This is a genomic window from Saccharopolyspora sp. NPDC050642 (assembly GCF_040654735.1).
Classification (GTDB): domain Bacteria; phylum Actinomycetota; class Actinomycetes; order Mycobacteriales; family Pseudonocardiaceae; genus Saccharopolyspora; species Saccharopolyspora elongata.
The window spans coordinates 28083-44297 of sequence record NZ_JBFAIN010000037.1; the positions used below are offsets into that span (position 1 = coordinate 28083).

General features: G+C 71.6%; 15 protein-coding genes. All 15 read right to left on the reverse strand.

Translation table 11 applies throughout. The features are described from left to right. Positions 1-207: 207 nt before the first annotated feature. The 15 genes from AB0H93_RS35690 to AB0H93_RS35760 all read right to left on the reverse strand — a co-directional run bounded on the left by AB0H93_RS35690 (position 208) and on the right by AB0H93_RS35760 (position 16196). A complete protein-coding gene (locus AB0H93_RS35690; RefSeq protein ID WP_358579257.1) occupies positions 208-1806 on the reverse strand; it encodes a thioester reductase domain-containing protein in 1599 nt (532 codons plus the stop codon). Beyond that, on the reverse strand, positions 1803-5312 hold the full coding sequence (locus AB0H93_RS35695; RefSeq protein ID WP_358579259.1) for a MupA/Atu3671 family FMN-dependent luciferase-like monooxygenase: 3510 nt from the start codon (positions 5310-5312) through the stop codon (positions 1803-1805). Before AB0H93_RS35695 ends, AB0H93_RS35690 begins: the two co-directional genes overlap by 4 nt. Positions 5313-5339: 27 nt before the next feature. Beyond that, the gene (locus tag AB0H93_RS35700; protein WP_358579262.1) at positions 5340-6899 is read right to left on the reverse strand and encodes a long-chain fatty acid--CoA ligase; all 1560 of its coding nucleotides are present in this window, start codon (positions 6897-6899) and stop codon (positions 5340-5342) included. Between the two features lie 30 nt (positions 6900-6929). Next, positions 6930-7631 carry a DsbA family protein gene (locus AB0H93_RS35705; protein ID WP_358579265.1) on the reverse strand — a complete coding sequence of 234 codons (702 nt, stop codon included), beginning with the start codon at positions 7629-7631 and terminating at the stop codon, positions 6930-6932. Between the two features lie 26 nt (positions 7632-7657). Then, positions 7658-8398 carry a 3-oxoacyl-[acyl-carrier-protein] reductase gene (gene fabG, locus AB0H93_RS35710; RefSeq protein ID WP_358579267.1) on the reverse strand — a complete coding sequence of 247 codons (741 nt, stop codon included), beginning with the start codon at positions 8396-8398 and terminating at the stop codon, positions 7658-7660. Then, positions 8395-9273, reverse strand: a complete 879-nt coding sequence (locus tag AB0H93_RS35715) for a hypothetical protein (RefSeq protein WP_358579269.1) — start codon at positions 9271-9273, stop codon at positions 8395-8397. The genes fabG and AB0H93_RS35715 overlap by 4 nt, the downstream gene beginning before the upstream one ends. Further along, the gene (locus AB0H93_RS35720; protein WP_358579272.1) at positions 9273-9533 is read right to left on the reverse strand and encodes an acyl carrier protein; all 261 of its coding nucleotides are present in this window, start codon (positions 9531-9533) and stop codon (positions 9273-9275) included. Before AB0H93_RS35720 ends, AB0H93_RS35715 begins: the two co-directional genes overlap by 1 nt. A gap of 139 nt (positions 9534-9672) precedes the next feature. Beyond that, positions 9673-10794, reverse strand: coding sequence for a beta-ketoacyl synthase N-terminal-like domain-containing protein (locus AB0H93_RS35725; protein ID WP_358579275.1), 1122 nt, complete (start codon positions 10792-10794; stop codon positions 9673-9675). Positions 10795-10838: 44 nt separating this feature from the next. Next, positions 10839-11231, reverse strand: coding sequence for a hypothetical protein (locus AB0H93_RS35730; protein WP_358579277.1), 393 nt, complete (start codon positions 11229-11231; stop codon positions 10839-10841). Between the two features lie 2 nt (positions 11232-11233). Then, positions 11234-11638: a hypothetical protein gene (locus tag AB0H93_RS35735; protein ID WP_207954543.1), complete on the reverse strand. Its 405-nt coding sequence runs from the start codon at positions 11636-11638 to the stop codon at positions 11234-11236. A 4-nt stretch (positions 11639-11642) separates the two neighbouring features. After that, entirely contained in the window at positions 11643-11969 is a 327-nt protein-coding gene (locus AB0H93_RS35740; RefSeq protein WP_358579281.1) for a hypothetical protein, read from the reverse strand. Between the two features lie 30 nt (positions 11970-11999). Beyond that, on the reverse strand, positions 12000-13004 hold the full coding sequence (locus AB0H93_RS35745; RefSeq protein ID WP_358579284.1) for a hypothetical protein: 1005 nt from the start codon (positions 13002-13004) through the stop codon (positions 12000-12002). Between the two features lie 260 nt (positions 13005-13264). Then, positions 13265-14023 carry an alpha/beta fold hydrolase gene (locus tag AB0H93_RS35750; protein WP_358579286.1) on the reverse strand — a complete coding sequence of 253 codons (759 nt, stop codon included), beginning with the start codon at positions 14021-14023 and terminating at the stop codon, positions 13265-13267. An 86-nt stretch (positions 14024-14109) separates the two neighbouring features. Continuing rightward, on the reverse strand, positions 14110-15054 hold the full coding sequence (locus tag AB0H93_RS35755) for a beta-ketoacyl synthase N-terminal-like domain-containing protein (protein WP_358579288.1): 945 nt from the start codon (positions 15052-15054) through the stop codon (positions 14110-14112). Then, positions 15054-16196: a beta-ketoacyl synthase N-terminal-like domain-containing protein gene (locus tag AB0H93_RS35760; RefSeq protein ID WP_358579290.1), complete on the reverse strand. Its 1143-nt coding sequence runs from the start codon at positions 16194-16196 to the stop codon at positions 15054-15056. Before AB0H93_RS35760 ends, AB0H93_RS35755 begins: the two co-directional genes overlap by 1 nt. Positions 16197-16215: the final 19 nt, after the last annotated feature.

Genomic DNA, 16215 nt, shown 5'->3' on the forward strand with positions numbered 1-16215 from the left:
AGCTGCGATCGCCCTGGGCGCACCTTTCAGCGACAGCGGAAACCATGCGACACCCACATGACCCGCACGGGATTTCACGAGTGCTCGAATTCCGCCCGACAGCGAACGAAGCAACCGAATTCCGCATTATCGCAGCAATTCGAACACCGCCATCTGAGGTTCCGCCACCCGCACCGCCACCCAAAACGAGGTTGGAAAAGTCTCAATTCACCCAGCGGCCATCGGCGGCTCCAGGTTCCCGATCGCGACCAGGTAGTCCAGGCAACCCGATATCAGTTCCGAGACGCCCACCGGAGGAGCTGTTTCCGAGCCGCCCGCCCGATCCGCCTCGAATGGGCGGCCGACATTTCGGAGCGGCAGGTCCGGCGCCGGTCCTTCCTCGCCCAACAGCGGCAGGAACGGGAGCAGCGCATTCTCCGCGCCGGCTTCCACCGCAACGCGCAGATCCCTGCGCCACTCCCCGTACGGCTTGCGCGACACCCGATACCCCGAATCGCTCAGCAGGTCCACGAGCACCGCCCAGCGCACGGGCGGAGCACCCGGCAGGTGGTGCGCTTGGCCCAACCCCGTTCCGCTCAACGCGATTCGCGCGATGGACGCCGCAACGAAATCGACCGGAACCGCGTCGACGAACAGGTCCAGGTCCGGCGCCGAGCCCAGCTGGATGCAGCCCTTCAGCCAGGCGCACAAGAACAGCTCCGGCGGGCAGGCCCCGGTCGCTCGACCCCCGACGACCTGCCCGGGGCGGTGGATCGCGACCGGGAGGCCGCGCCGCCCGGCCTGCGCGACGAGGCGGTCCGCCACCCACTTGGTCTGCGCACGACCGCCGATCACACCGTCCACATCAGGCGGTTCCACCTCGCCGACAGGCTGCACGCCCAGGGCATCGGGGAACACCTCGAGCGATGACACGTAGTGCACCGGTTTCACGCGACCTCGGCACGCCAGCCGCAGGACTTCCAATGTTCCCAACACGTTCGTCGTCTTGAGCTGCCGATAGGAAAGCACGGCGCTGGTCCCGGCGCCGCTGTGCAGCACCAGATCGGCCCGCCGTGCCAGTTCCTCGTACGCGGGACGTTCCAGGCCGAGGTAGGGGCGGCTGAGGTCGGCGGGCACCCCGACCAGACGTCGTGCATCCGCCCTGCGCCACAGACCGTACGCGGCCAGGTTCTTCCGGACCCGGTTCACGGCACCGTCCCGGTCGCCGGCCCGCACGACGACGTGCACGTCGGCATCGGAGCGGTCCAGCACGTCGCGGAGCAGGAACGCGCCCACGAACCCGGTCGCGCCGGTCAGCACGACATTCCGGAAGGGCGCGACCGGCTCGACGACCCGACCTGGCCGGACGTCGTCCGGCAGCAGCGCTTCCGCAGCCAGGGCGTCGGGGTCGATTCCGCGCGATCGGTCGCTGGGAACGGCTTCATCGCCGACCAACCGCGCCAGCTCCGCGATGACGGGCCCTGCGTACAGCTCGTGCGGCCCGATTTCGACGCCGCACTCGTCCCGCACCCGGTCCAGCAAGACCGCGGCGGTCAGGGAAGTGCCGCCCAGATCGAAGAAGTCGTCCGCGACGCCGACCCGGTGCACGCCGAGCACGTCCTGCCAGATGCCGACCAGCCGGGCTTCGACCGGACCGGTCGGCGCGGCGTACGCGGTTCCGGCCAGCCCGTCGGGATCCCGGCCGCCGACCTCGATCCGCCCCGGGACCATGGCTCCGGGAAGGCTCTCCCGGGCGAAGGCGCGTAGTGCCGCGCGGAACCCGGGCGCCCGCGCCACGGCCAGCGGATCGGTTGCCCCGGTCTTCATCGGCGCCGCTCCACCGGCTCGAAAGCAGCGTCGAACTCGTGCAGGCCGCCATGTTCCGGGACCAGCAGCCGGACCCTCGCGCCGTGCCGCTCACCGAACTCCACGACGCTCTCCGGGTCGACGGCCGACGACCCGTCGACCTCCCACAGCAGCCGCTCCAGCTCCCAGGCCGTGGTGTCGTCCGCAATCCCGCCGAGCAGTCGGAGCAGTGCCCGCGGGCGCACCAGCCGGCGATTGGGGATGCCGTTGACGGTCAGCGGCCCGGTGCCGATCCGCTGGGCGAGGCCGTCCAGTCCGGCCGGGAGTTCCGACCAGGCCAACGCATCGGGGACCGGGCCGCCGGGCGGCTCGTCGAGCAGCAGGGTGACGTCGTAGCGGAAGCAGGTCGGCTCGTTGACCTCGTGCCCGCGCTTGAGCTCGATCCGCGCGTGGCCGAACCGCCTGAAGTACGCGGGCGAAAGGCACAACTCCGGCTCGCCCGCGACGCTTCGCCAGATCGCCGCAGCGAGTCCCGCCGCCGACGTCAACGGTTGGCAGCGCTTGAGCTCCGCTGCCGCGTAGCGCGCGTCCAGCTCCGCCAAGCCCCGCACGTCGCCGACGAAGACCGCGCGCCGACCGACCCGGGCGGCCTCGGCGAGAACGCGCTCCAGGTATCCGGTGCTCGGGAAGTACTGGACGACGGAGTTCAGCACCACCACGTCGGCGCTGGCGGTCGGCATGCCGGCGAGCGCGGCGGCGTCGGCGTGGTCGATGACGACGTTGTGCGGTGGCTCGGGGCCGAGCGACTGCCGAGCCGCTCCGACGGCCGACGAGGAGGGCTCGATCCCGCGGTATTCCGCGATGTGCGGGAGCAGCGCGCGCATCAGCAGTCCGGGGCCGGCACCGACGTCCACGACCGACTGCGGCGCCAGGTCCGCGATGCGGCGCGCGGTGTGGTCCAGCCACGCGCGCATGTCCTGGGGCGGAATCGGTTCGACGGCACCGGTTCCCGGCTCGGCGGCGGCATAGATCCGCTCCCACTCCTGGCACCAACGGCGCACGTGGGCCTCTTCGGCGACGTGGTCGGTCGGCTCGGCCACCGGGGCGACCCGCGCGACCAGCTGCGCGCCACCGGACCGACCGGTGCTCGCGGTCACCTCGACGGATTCGACCTGGGCATGCTGGGAAAGCACGTTCTCCACCTCGGCGAGCTCGACCCGGTGCCCGAGGACAGTCACCCGGCGATCATCACGCGCCTGGAGCGTCAGGGTTCCGTCCGCTCCCCGGCGCACGCGGTCCCCGGTCCGGTAGGCGGCTCCGGATCCGCTCGCGACGAACCGCTGCGCGGTGAGCCCGGGCTGCGCGAGGTAGCCCGCGGCGATCCCGGCCCCGCCGATCAGGAGCTCACCGACCGCTCCGACCGGCACCTCCCGCAGGTCCTCGTCCACCACCAGCACCTCGGTGCCCGGCAGCGCTCGGCCGATGGACACCGCCGCGTCCGGGCCGATCTCGTGGACCGCGGCCCAGGAAGTCGTCTCCGGTGAGCCGTATGCGGCGAACAACCGCACCCCCGGCAACGCGGCCGACAGGCGTCGCGCCAGATCCGCTGGGATCGCCTCCCCGCCGACGAGCACCACGCGGGCGCCCCTCAACGACTCCAAGCCGGCCGGCTGTGCGGCCAGGAAGGACGGCGTGCACTGCAGCAAGGTGACGTTGTGCCGCCGGACGAGCTGCGCGAACGAGTGCTCGGCGTCGGCCACCTCCTCCTCGTGCAGTTCTTTCAGCCGGTTCAGCGTGGGCAGGCCCGCGATCACCTCGTCGACGGCGACCCCGAAGTCGATCAGGCACGCGATCTCGTCCGCACCCGCGGCTGCCAGCCTGCGCACCACTTCGACGCCCTCCGCCGGCGAACCGAACAGGCCGGACCGCTCCAGGTACCTGTCGAGCGCCAGGTCCAGCACCGATTCGAGGTCCTCGTCGGTGACGGCGGTCCCGGCACCGAACAGCACCCGGCTGAGCTCCGCGGAGCTGCGCAGGTACTCCCGGAACGGGCCCCTCGCCAGCGCCTTCGCCCGCTCCGCGTCGTCGAGCAGGAAGGTGTGCACCATGACCGACACCCGGCCCGGCCCGGCGAACCCGTGCCCGGCCCTGGCGTTCCGGTACGCCGCGATCTTCACCGCCAGCTCGTCGAGGTCCTGCCCGAGCAGGTGGGTGAGCACGTTCACCCCGGCCGCCCCCGCTCGCTCGAAGGTCTCCACCGAGCCCGCCGAGGTGAGCCAGATCGGGGGCTCGCCCTGCACCGGCGACGGGAAGACCCGCACATCGACCTCCGCGCCGTCGCCGCCCCGCCGCCGAACCGGCTCCCCGCGCCACAGCCGCCGGAACTCGTCCAGCTGCTCGGCCATCCGCTGCTTGCGGCGCGGGAAGTGGTCCGGGAAGAACACGAAGTCGTTGGTGTTCCAGCCGGATGCGAACGCGAGGCCGACCCGGCCATCGGAGAGGTTGTCCACCAAGGACCACTCCTCGGCGATGCGGACCGTGTCGTGCAGCGGCGCGACCACGCTGCCGCACCGCAGTCCGATCCGCTCGGTCACCGTCGCCAGCGCCGCGGCCATGACCGCCGGGTTCGGGTACAGGCCGCCGAAGGCGTGGAAGTGCCGCTCGGGGGTCCACACGGCCTCGAACCCGTGGGCGTCGCCGAACTTCGCGGCCTCCAGCACCAGGCGGTAGCCGTCGCGCCGCTGCTCGTCGGCCGTGGCGGCGGCGAAGAAGAACAGGCTGAAGCCGAGCGGGTGCTCGGCGGCGGGAGCCGGGTTCTCGATCAACCGGTCCCCGGCGACGACGACCTTCGCGCCGCAGGTCAGCGGCCACAGCAGTGCCAGCACCCCGGCGTCGGAGGAGATGCTGGTCAACGCGAGGACGACGTCCGATTCCGCGCAACCGATCCGGTCGCGCATCCCGGCGAAGCGGCCGAGCGCGTTGCGGTGCCGGACCACGATTCCCAGCGGCCGACCGTGCGGTCCCGAGGTGTACATGACGTACGCCGGGTACTCACCGTCCACAACGGACTCCGGTGGTGCGGTGGGCCGCCGGGCGATCTCCGCGGCGTGCGCGTCGATGCGCACGAGGTGGCGGGCGGGAAGCCCCGATGGGCCGGCGCCGCTGGTGATCAGGCAGTGCAGGTCGGCGTCGGATGCGATGAGCGCCAGCCGCTTCGCCGGTTCGGCGGGGTCGAGGGCCACGAACGAGCCACCGGCCTTGAGCACGGCCAACAGCGCCACGACCAGGTCCGGCCCGCGGCGCAGACCCACGCCGACCAGGGAACCCGGCCCCGTGCCCAGCGCGCGCAGGTGGTGCGCGAGCTGGTTCGCCCTGGCGTCGAGCGCCGCGTAGCTCAGCTCGGACCAGCGGTGCGCGATCGCCACCGCGGCCGGGCTCCGCCGCACCTGGTCCTCGATCGCGCCGTGAATCGTGGCCGCAGTTTCAATTGAAACTGCGGTCGCGGTGCCATCACGAACGCCGACCATGTCGCACCCCTCCCGGCCCGGCTCGCATCATCGGTCTGCGGCGACCGGTTCGAGCTCGCCGGCCAGCCGCGCCCGCAACCCCGCCTTGTCGACCTTCCCGGTGCCGTTGCGCGGCAGGACGTCGCAGTGGTGCACTGCGGTGGGGAGCTTGAACCGCGCCAACCGCTCCCCGAGGAACGCGCGGATCTCCTCCAGGGTGGCCGCGCCGTCCTGGCACACGACCACGACGGGGGTCTCGTCCCACTTCGGGTGCGGCACGCCCACCACGGCCACCTCGCGGACGCCCGGGAACTCGGCCATCAGCCGCTCGATCTCGGCGGGATAGATGTTCTCCCCACCGCTGATGATCACGTCCTTGAGCCGGTCGACGACGTAGAGGTGGCCCTGCTCGTCCAAGTGTCCGATGTCGCCGGAGCGGAACCAGCCGGCGTCGTCCACCGCCTTGCGAGTCGCGTCCGGGTCGTTCCAGTACCCGGAGATCACGTTCGGCCCGCGGACGCAGATCTCGCCGGGCTCGCCCGGTTCGGTCACCGCGGCCCCTGTCGTCGGATCGATCAGCCTGATCTCGGTGTGCGGCATGGGGAAACCCGCCGACCCGGGGTTGCCGTCCACCAACTGCGGAGGCAGGTAGGTCGCCAGCGGCGCGGTCTCGGTCAGGCCCCACGCCTGCTGCAGCTTCACACCCCGCGCCGAGTAGTCGCGGACGAGCTGGTCCGGGACCGGCGCGCCACCGACGATCGCGGCGCGCAACGCCGACAGGTCGGCCCGCTCGAAACCGGGGGTCCGGGCGATGGCGTCGAACATCGTCGGCACCGCGATCAGGTTGGCCACCCGATGCGCCACCAGGTCTTCCAGGCACTGCTCGGCGTTGAACGCGCGCCGGACCACCAAGGTGCCGCCGTGCGCGAAGGTGCCCATGGTGAAGCCGCTGAGCCCGGCGATGTGGAACATGGGCGCGATGACCAGGGCCGGGTCGCGGAACCGGGTTTCGATCGCGGTCGCCGTGTTGACCTGGTTCCACCACAGGTTCCCGTGGGTCAGCAGCGCGCCCTTGGGCCGCCCGGTGGTCCCGGACGTGTACATGAGCAGGGCGACGTCCGCCTCCCGGACGTGCACCGGTTCGTCGTCCCGGTCCGGCGAAGCCGCCGCCGACAAGCGCTCCCAGCGCGGGTGAGCGGGTTCGGCCGCCGAGTCGAGCAGGAAGCGGCGCACCGGGACCGAGTCGGCGATGCCGTCGACCAACGCCCGCTGCTCGTCCTCGACGACGAGCGTGTGCGCACCGGAATCGCCGAGCAGGAAAGCCACTTCGTCGCTGGACAGCCGGAAGCTCAGCGGTAGGAAGATCACGCCGAGGTGCGCCGCGGCAAGCGCGGTCTCCAGCAGCAGCGCGCTGTTCCGACCGAGGTAGGCGACCCGATCACCGCGGCGGAGCCCGCCATCGGCGAGCACCGCCGCCAACCGCCGCACCCGGGCGGACAGCTGCGCGTAGCTGATCTCGGTGCCCTCGTAGACGATCGCCGTGGTGCCGCCGGCAACCCGAGCCCACCGGTGCACGGCCGCGGCCGAACTTATGTTGCCTTCCCTCATCTCGCCCTCCAGGTCGCGCGGAATGGTCGTTCAGCCGCAGCCACCGGCATGCCCCTGGTCGCCGCCGAGGCCCGGGTCCGGCTCCGCGGCCGCAACGGGCACCGGCGCGGCGGCCGTGCCGGCCACCGACCGGACGAAGGCCGGCAGCCGGTCCACGCCCCAGAACTTGTTGAAGCGGTCCACGAAGAACGGGACCCCGAACACGCCGTCCTCGTCGATGTCGAGCAGCGCCGCGGTCCCCCGTCGACGCAGTTCCTCGTCGTCGACCGCGTTCGAGACGCGGTCCGGCGGCAGCCCGAGCTCGGCGGCGAGCTCCGCCATGGTGGCGCGGTCGCAGATGTCACGCCCTTCCTGCCAGCGGGCGCGATAGGCGCGGTCGACGAACTCCCGCCCCAGTCCCTCGTCCAGCGCGACGAAGTACGCCAGGTGCGGCACTTCCCACACCGGGTCGCGGTCGACCGGCCAGGTCGGTTCGAGACCGCGCTCGCGGGTGAGCCGGCGCACGTCCTGGAGGATGTAGAGGCTCTTGGCGCGGGACATCGCCACGTAGGGGAAGCTGCCGCCCGCATCGGCCAGCATCCGTTCGCTGCGGGCGTCCGGTTCCCAGAACGGTCGCCACTCGACCGCTGCCGCCACCTCGGGGTGCCGGTCCACCAGGTCTCGGTAGGCGAGCCAGGAATACGGGCTGCGCAACGAGAAGTACCACCTGGGGAAGCTGTTCTTCCTGGGCATGACGGGTTCTCCGCTCCTCGGCCGGCTCAGATGACGATGCCGCCATCGATCTGCAGCACGCTGCCGGTCACGTACTCGGCGGACACCAGGTAACCGACCATGTCGGCCACCTCTTCCGGTCGGCCGAACCGCCCCAGCGCGATGTTCGCCGCCGCGGCCGCGCGGGTGCTCTCGGACAGCCCGGCGGTCATGTCGGTCTCGACGAAGCCCGGCGCCACCACGTTCGCGCGGATGCCGTACTTCCCGACCTCCTTGGCGAGCGCCTTGGTGAAGCCGATGATCCCGGCCTTGGACGCCGAGTAGTTGGTCTGCGTGGCGTTGCCGTGGACCCCGGCCACCGACGAGATGTTGACGATGCAACCCCGCTTGCGCTTCATCATCTCGAAGACGACGGAGCGGCAGACGTGGTAGGTGCCGTCGAGGTTGGTGTCCAGGACCTGGTGCCAGTCCTCGTCCTTCATCAGCAGCAGCGGGTTGTCCCGGACGATGCCCGCCGAGGTCACCGCGACGTCGATGGGCCCGAGTTCTTCCTGGGCGTCGGCGACCAGCGCGCGCACCTCATCCGCCCGCGACACGTCCGCCTGCTCGGCGACCACCCGCGCCCCCAGGTCGCCCGCTTCCTTCTCCAGCAGCGCGGCCGCTTCGGGGTTCGACGCGTAGCAGAACGCCACGTCGAACCCGTCCCGCGCCAACCGCAGCACGGTCGCCCTGCCGATCCCCCGCGATCCGCCCGTGACCAGGGCGACCCGCCTGTCCGTGTCCGTCATCCGCCCGTCCCCTCCGCTCCGGCCGCCGCGCCGGTCAGTTCGGATGCCGGTCGCAGCGCCATCACCACCTGGTCGATCTCCATCACGACCTCGCCGCCGACCGCGCTCTCCCCTTCGAAGATCGCCGTGTCGGCGAACGTCCGCGCCAAGCGGACCCGGTGCTCCACGACGTCGCCGGGGCGGACCCGCCCGGTGCGGCGCACGCCGGCGATCCCGCCGAAGAGCATCACCGCGCCGGTACGCACGTCGGGGTTCGGCTTCGCCCCCGCGATGAGCAATCCCGCCGCCTGGCACCAGGATTCGAGCAGCAGCACGCCCGGGTAGTCGTAGTCCTCGTCGTCGGCGTCGTCCGCGAGCTCCCGGTACCACGGCTCGTTGCAGGTGACCGCCTTCAGCGCGGTGAGCCGCTCGCCGGGGACGAGATCGACGACCCGGTCGACGAGCAGCATCGGGTGGCGGTGCGGCAGGATCTGCTTGATCCCGGCGATCCCGCCGGCCCCCGCGGTCACCGCGCCCGCCTCCGCGAAGCTGATCCGGACCTGCGCGGCGGGCCCGCGCTCGGTGGCGACCGAGGCGGCACAGGTCCAGCCGGCACTGCGCCGCCGCCACCGGAGGTCCGCGGTCAGCGAATCGCCCGGGAATACGGGGCTGGTGAAGCGAACCTTGTCGATGCCCGAGAGTTCCCACCGCTGCTGGGTTTCCGGGATGGCGGCCAGCGCACCGCGGTGGACGAACTCGACGATGTTCACCCCGGGGAAGATCGGGAATCCCGGGTAGTGGCCGGCGAAAACGGGGTCGCCGGGCTCGACGACCATCGCGAGCTCCTGGCCCGCGACCTCGATCGCGCCCGCGATCGGGCTGCACGCCGCGCGCATCAGGCGCCCCCCAACTTGGCCGCGAGCAGGTCGTGGGTCTTCGGCAGGGACGTCAGGCCCTGCACCTCGGGCTCGGTGAACTTCACCCCGTACTTCTTCTCCAGCACGACGATGACCTCCAACGCCAGCAGCGAATCGCCGCCGAGGTCCTCCACGAACCGGGCGTCGTCGGTCACGTCGGACACCTCGACGTCGAGCACCTCTGCGACGATGCGCCGCAGGTCCTCCGGGTCGATGGGCGTCGCGTCGGTGTCGGGCATCGTGTGCATCCCTTTCGTGGCGGTACTGCGCTGCAGAGCATGTTTCCGAACTCGTCCTGCGTAGCGGTGCGGGGAGCGGCCCCCTGCGGGAGTTACAGACGCCGTCTGGTCTGCGGGATCCCCGATCCACGTATGTCCGCTACGGCCCGGATCGGGCGGGGTCGACCAGCCCCAGCAGGGCCGCTCCGACGACGCCGTTCGATTCCGCCGAGGTGATCAGGACCGTCCGGGCACCGCCTGCCCCGCCGTCCTCCGCAAGTGCGAGAACAGCAGCGATCTGGAACGCCGCGGACGCTGCGGAGGTGTCCCCAATGGACTCTGCGCACGGCACGCGCTGGGGGGTGGCGGTGCCGAGCACGTCCGCGATGGCCGCGCGTTCCTCCTCTCCGTCGGCGCCGGGTGCCTGCGAGTCGGCGACCGCCCAGATCTCCTCCGGCGCTACCCCGGACCGATCCAGCAGGCGGCGCAGGCCCGCCCCGAGGACCGGGCGGATCTCCCGCCCGTCCTTGGCGAATCCGAACTCCAGGCCGATGACTTCGGCGATGCCGGGCCTGCCGTTGTCCCGGGCTGTGCCGGCGCGCTCCAGCAACCACACCGCGGCGCCCTCGCCCAGCACGTTGTCCCGGCGATCGGTGGCGTGCCATTCGAGCCAAGCGCGCGCGGTCGAGAACTCCTCGACCGCCCCGCACAGCAAGGTCTCCGCCCGGCCGGCCCGCTGCAGCCGCAGCGCGTACTGGAGGGCCAGCAGCCCGGTGGCCCGCCCGCCGGCGATGGTGGTGTTGGGTCCTTTGAGCCGGTGCCAGATGGCGGACTGACCGGCGGCGCAGTTCATCACCGTGTTCGGGAAGCGCGCCGGGTCGACCAGGTAGGGCCGCTCGCCGACCAGCGAGTCCCGGGTGAAGTCCATCATGCTCTGGGCGCTCCCGGTGCTGGTCCCCAGCGCCAGCCCGGTGTCCTCGCCAACGCCCGGCAGCCGCTCGCCGCCGGCGCCGTCCAGCAGCCGGCCGACCGCGGCGACGGCCAGCCCGCTCGCCCGGTCCATCGAGCGGGTGCCGCGCCTGCCCAGCACCGCCCTGATGTCGAAGCCGGGCACCAGGCGCGCCTCCTCGAACGGCACTCGCCACTCGCCGCGGTCGAGGCGGCCCGCGGGCTTGCGCCCCGAGCGCAGCCCTGCGGCGAACTCGGCGCTGCTCAACCCGAAGGGGGAAATGGTGGACCACGCGGAGATGACCGGGTTGCCGACGGCGGCGGTGAGGGCCATTCGTGTTTCCTCCGGCTGTGACGGGCGGATCGGGGCGGTCGGGCTCAGAAGAACCAGACCCGTTCGTAGTCGGGCCAGCGCGAAGCCGGCTCGTGCGCGGGAACGACGTGCACGCCGGGAACCAGGCGGTCTCGCGCGCTGGGGCCGAGGGCCGCCAGGTCCGGCTCCTCGACCCAGACCCCGACGCCGTCGTCGAGCAGCTGCCGCAGCGAGTGGCGGGGGTCGGGCAGCGAGTCGAGCACCCGGCCGGCGATGCGGATGGCGGGTTCGAACTCGGTGTCCACCGCGTATCCCGCCGCCGGCCCGCGCAGCGCGATGTCGACACCGCCGCTCTGGCGGTGCAGTTCGCGGACGAAGTAGAGGACGTCGGCGAACTGCGTCTCGACCGATCCCCGGTAGGCACGCTCGATGATCATCAGGGTGCTTCCGCTCGCCACGCTCAGCACACCCCCATCGCCAGGACCTTGTCGGTCGCCTGCACGTGCTCCCAGAACCTGGCCGGCGGGCGCTTGCGCACCTCCGGGATCTGCTCGGCCGCGCCGCGGTCCGCGCAGCAGAAGCGGCAGACGTACCAGTTGAGCCGATCCGGGTGCGCGCTCAGCAGCTCGCGCACGAGCCGCGCCGTCGACGGGTGGTCGGCGTGCCGATCGGCGAAGTTGATCGGCTTGCTGTCGCCGAGGCTGACCCGGGTCAGGCCGGTGGCGTCGCCGCACGTCCAGACCTGCACGGCGGCGCCGCGGTCGAGCAACGCATCCGCCAACCGGAACACGCTGGTCACCAGCTCGGTCTGGTGCGGCGTGCCGAGTACCTTCAGCAGCACGTCCGTGTGAGGAACCGCGAACACCATTTCAGTGCCACACCGCCCGAAGTCCCGTCTCCAGCAGTTTCTCGGCGACGTCGACCATTTCCACGACCCGGACGCCGGGGACCAGATCTTCGGCTCGCACGGCCCGCTGCCGCAGGGAGAACGAATCCACCCAGAGTTCGCCGCCGTTGCGCAGGAATCCGTCGATGCTCGGGAACGCATCCCGCACCGCGGCCGGCGCGGCGTTCTCGATGAGCAGGAGCGACACCGCGTCGCCGCCTTCGAGCAACCGGATCGCGTCGCCGACGAACCGGTCGCACCCGGCGCCCGCTCGGGTGCCGCCGCTCTCGATCAGCAAGTACTCGTGCATGGGTCTCCGTTCCCGCGCCGCGTGGGCCCGTCAACCGCCCAGCGCGCGCACCACGCGCTCGTCGAAGTTGACCAGCCGCCAGTCGCTGCGGCTCTCGATCAGGGCGTAGCCGTGGGTGATCCGCCCGGTGGCGGTCTGCACGAGCCGGCCGTCGCGGACGACGTAGCAGTCCATCCGCGAGGTGTAGGTGAAGTCCTTGAAGATGCCCTCGACGGTGTAGATCGTGTAGAGGTCCTCCTCCATCAGGGCCTCGTCCAGGATCTGGATGTTCGAGTGCGGGACGACCGGGATCCACCGCCGGTCGGCCAGCAGCTCGCGGATGGAGATGCCGCGGTCGGCGAGGAACAGGTCGACGACCTCCTCCATCTGCCGCAGGTAGCCCGACATCTGCAGCCGCTCGGTGAAGTGGCAGTAGGGGTAGGGGATGCGCCACTTCCAGCCGAAGGCGTTCTCCCCGGCGGTGAGCCGCTCCAGCACCGGGTCGCCGCCGGTGGTCCCGCGCCCCTGCTGGAGCGCGGTGTTGTCGGCGGGCTCGACGGTCGCAGCGGGGCGCGCGGCGGGCAGGTGCGCGCCGAGCTGAGGCACCACGAAACCGGCCAGTTCCGCGGGTGGTTCACCTGCGGCGGGCAGGTAGTCGGTGGGGCGCAACGAAACCTTGACCTTGGCGACCACCGCCTTGGTCGGTTGCCCGGCGCGCTCCAGGCTCAGCGTGACGCGGAAGCCGAGCACCGGATCGCCCGGCTTCGTGACCGAGACGACCTCCGCATCGGCGAGGTCGTCCATGTGCAGCGCGTGCAGGATGCGGGTGTCCAGGTCGACGATGTCCAGCCCCAGGCCGTAAGCCTCGAACAGGCCTCGGGCGCCCAGGCCCGCGCTGCGGAAGTGCTCCAGCACGGCCTCCTCGACGAGGTAGTTGACGTGCTTGAAGCCGATCCACGTGCAGATGTTGGAGCCCTCGTAGCGGGGCCGCAGCGCCACGTGGGTGGTGTTGGCGAACAAGGACTTCGTCAGTACCGGCTCGGTGTCGGCGGTCATCGGTTGCGCTCCATGTTGGGTGACGGGCTCCTGGCGGTGATCAGAGCCTGTTGGTGGCTGGTCTGGGGTGAGTGGTCGCTTAGCGGAACCTGAGAGCTTCCCTGGACTGTGGGTGCCCCTCCTTATGTATGTCCAATACGCGGCGGAGGGGCCGTCCTCGCCAGGAAACCTCTCAGAACCCGCCGGTGGTCGTCTTGGCAAGGTGGATGCAAGCGGCTGCGCCGCTTCCAAAAGCGCGGACGGCATTCGCCGACAGACGATCAGGCCGACAGGGTGCGGAGGAACGTGTTTGCCAGGTCGGCGAACGCCTCCGCCGACGCGACCATCGGGAAGTGCTCGCTGCCCGGGAGGATGTGCACCGAAGCGTCCGGCAGCGCCTTGCCGAGGGCTTCCGAGTCGGCGGGGAACGCGATGGAATCCGACTCGCCGCCGACGACGAGGAACGGCATCAGCAGCCGTTCGGTACGCACCTCCGGCATCCGCAGGTAGGTGTCGAGGAACCGGATCCAGCCGTAGGGCCCGATGAGGTCGCGCACCTTCACCGCGATGGCCAGCCGCTGCTCGGGCGAGAGGCGCCTGCTGCCCGGCCGCACGCGCATGCCCGCGGCCAGGATCTGGTCGAAGTTGTGCAGGTAGTAGCCGATCGAATCCCAGTCGAAGTCCTCCGGCTCGGCGCGGTAGAGCGGCGAGACGAGGACGACGCCGCGCAGTTCCCGACCCTCGACCGCGATCCGGCCGTTGGGCCCGGTGTCCTGCCGGTCGAGCCAACTGAGCACGGCGTTGGTCCCGAAGGAATGCGCGATGACCACGTCCGGACCGCCCGGCATTCGGGCGACCGCCTGGCCGATCCACTCCTCCACCGGCTGCGATGTCCACCCGGCGATTCCCGTGCCTCGCCAGGGCAGTTCGGCGACCCAGAGCTCGCACCTGGGGTCGGCCAGCGCGACGAACGCGTCCCAGATCGCGGCGTTGCTGCACAGCCCGTGCACCAGGAGGACGCGAATCGGGTCGTCGGGCACCTCCGCCTTCCTAGCGCACCGCACCGCGACCGGTTCTCGGCCGCCGAGAAGGGCTACCTGGCTCGGCGAAGCCGACGTGTCAGCACTCATCGCTCCCCTTTCCCAGCTGACCGCAACACCATTCCCGCGACCCCGTCGGCCGCGTCGTCGCCCGCGGTGACCAGCGCGGAACCGGCGCCACCGGTGCCGAGCCAGCCGATCGCGGCGGCGCACTGCAGCACACCGAGCGCGCCGGAGGCGAGCCCGAAGGCACCCGTGACGTCGTGGCGCGGTGTTCCCGGGGTGACCTCGGGCCGTTCGGCGGCGTCCGGGGTGAACCAGATGCCGGGCGGGCCTCCGCCGGCGAGCACCCGGTCGACGCACGCGGCGACGCTGCCTTCCCGGCTGTACTGCCCGAGTTCGGCGACCGCCCGCGCACCGCGCGCCCGTGCCGCCTCGTCGCTCTCCACCATCAGCGCGACCGCGCCGTCCAGCAGGTCGACCTCGCCGGTGAGGGCCTCGACCACGTGGTTGCGCGTCTCCACCCCGACGACGAGAGCGCGCTCGCACCGGCCGGCGGCGACCAGCGCCGCACCCCAGTGCACGGCGTCCAGGCCGGCGGTCGGACCGTTGCAGAGCATCAGGTTCGGGCCGCGCAGGCCGAACTTCATGGCGACCGACGACGCGACGACATTGCTCGAAGCGTTGGGCAGGGCCATCGGGCTGATGCGATCAGTGGACTCCTCGGCGATGGCCGACGCGATCTCGCAGACGGTGTCCAGGTTGCCGAGGTTCGAGCTCGCCACGACGGCGACCGATTCACCGGCGACGGTCAACTCGCCGTCCGCCGGGCGCAAACCGGCGTCGGTCAGCACCTCCGCCGCCGCGCACAAGGCGAGCTGCGAGGCGCGATCCTTGTAGCGCAGGCCGCGGCGCCCGATCCGGGCCCCGGGGTCGACCGGCTCGCCGCGCTGCCCGTCGGTGCGCAGCAGCGCCGCGAGGTCTTCAGCGCCGGGCAGTGCCAGGCCGACACCCGTGATGACGATCCGCATCAGCCGTCCATCCCTTCCACGACGGCGACCGCGTTGACACCGCCGAAGCCGAAGGCGTTGACCTGGGCCAGCCTGAGGTCCGGGTGCCGACGGCTGTCGCGGACGAACCGGAAGCGCTCGGCATCGGCCGTCGGGTCGGTCAGGCCGGTGGCGGGCGGGATCCGGCCGGATGCCAGCGCCAGCACGGCGACGATCAGGCTCAGCAGCCCAGACCCGCCCGAGGTGTGTCCGGTCATCGACTTCAGCGCCGTCAGCAGCGGCAGCTCGACGTCGGCGCCGAAGACCTCGCTGAGCGCGGTCGCCTCCGCCTCGTCGTTGAGCGGCGTTCCCGTGCCGTGCAACAGGATCAGGTCGATGTCATGCGCTTTGACGCCAGCCAGCTCGTGCGCCGCGCGAATGGCGCCGGCGATGCTGTGCGGGTCGGGCGCGGTCGCGTGGGCCGCGTCGCAGTTCATGCTCGCGGCGCGCAGCCGGCCGCTGGCCCCGGCCAGTGCCGCGGGTTCTTCCCGGCGCAGCACCACGGCCGCCGCCCCGTCGCCCATGAGCGTGCCCCGGCGGGCCCGGTCGAACGGCCGAACGCGGTCCGGTGGATCGAGCTGGACCCGGTCGAGCAGCCCGAACATGCTTTCCGTGACGGTGTCCACGCCGGCGACGACGACGGTGTCGGCGAGCCCGGCGGCGATCATGTCGCTGCCCATCGCCAACGTGTGCAGGGAAGCCGAGCAGGCGTTGGAGAGCGTGTAGGTCCGGGCGGCTCCGAAGCGTTCCCGCAGCGCCGTGCCGAAGTGCAACCGGTCGAGGTCGAACTCGGCGCCGTCGCGCCACTTCAGCTCGACGGACCGCAGTTCGCGCAGCCCGGTTCCGACGAGCACGGGAACGTCGGAGAGGTCTTCGCCGAGACCGGCGTCCCGCAACGCCTCGACAACCGCTCGCAGCAGCCAGTCCGTGGCGCGCGACGGCACGTCGCCTCCCGACGCCGGGCGGTCATCGATCTCGTAGGCGTTCTTGGCGCGGAACTTGTCGCTGTCGAAGCCGCGCAGCGGCGCCAGTCCGCTGCGGCCCGCGCAGAGCGCGTCGAAGACCTCGTCCGCGGTGTTCCCGACGCTCGCCACCGCTCCGGTGCCGGTGATCAGACAGCTCATCGGGAACGCCTCTTGTGCG

Bases quoted from the DNA above. Each gene is read 5' to 3' on its own strand.
- AB0H93_RS35690 (WP_358579257.1), bottom strand. From the start codon at position 1,806: ATGAAGACCGGGGCAACCGATCCGCTGGCCGTGGCGCGGGCGCCCGGG.
- AB0H93_RS35695 (WP_358579259.1), bottom strand. From the start codon at position 5,312: ATGGTCGGCGTTCGTGATGGCACCGCGACCGCAGTTTCAATTGAAACT.
- AB0H93_RS35700 (WP_358579262.1), bottom strand. From the start codon at position 6,899: ATGAGGGAAGGCAACATAAGTTCGGCCGCGGCCGTGCACCGGTGGGCT.
- AB0H93_RS35705 (WP_358579265.1), bottom strand. From the start codon at position 7,631: ATGCCCAGGAAGAACAGCTTCCCCAGGTGGTACTTCTCGTTGCGCAGC.
- fabG (WP_358579267.1), bottom strand. From the start codon at position 8,398: ATGACGGACACGGACAGGCGGGTCGCCCTGGTCACGGGCGGATCGCGG.
- AB0H93_RS35715 (WP_358579269.1), bottom strand. From the start codon at position 9,273: ATGCGCGCGGCGTGCAGCCCGATCGCGGGCGCGATCGAGGTCGCGGGC.
- AB0H93_RS35720 (WP_358579272.1), bottom strand. From the start codon at position 9,533: ATGCCCGACACCGACGCGACGCCCATCGACCCGGAGGACCTGCGGCGC.
- AB0H93_RS35725 (WP_358579275.1), bottom strand. From the start codon at position 10,794: ATGGCCCTCACCGCCGCCGTCGGCAACCCGGTCATCTCCGCGTGGTCC.
- AB0H93_RS35740 (WP_358579281.1), bottom strand. From the start codon at position 11,969: ATGCACGAGTACTTGCTGATCGAGAGCGGCGGCACCCGAGCGGGCGCC.
- AB0H93_RS35745 (WP_358579284.1), bottom strand. From the start codon at position 13,004: ATGACCGCCGACACCGAGCCGGTACTGACGAAGTCCTTGTTCGCCAAC.
- AB0H93_RS35755 (WP_358579288.1), bottom strand. From the start codon at position 15,054: ATGCGGATCGTCATCACGGGTGTCGGCCTGGCACTGCCCGGCGCTGAA.
- AB0H93_RS35760 (WP_358579290.1), bottom strand. From the start codon at position 16,196: ATGAGCTGTCTGATCACCGGCACCGGAGCGGTGGCGAGCGTCGGGAAC.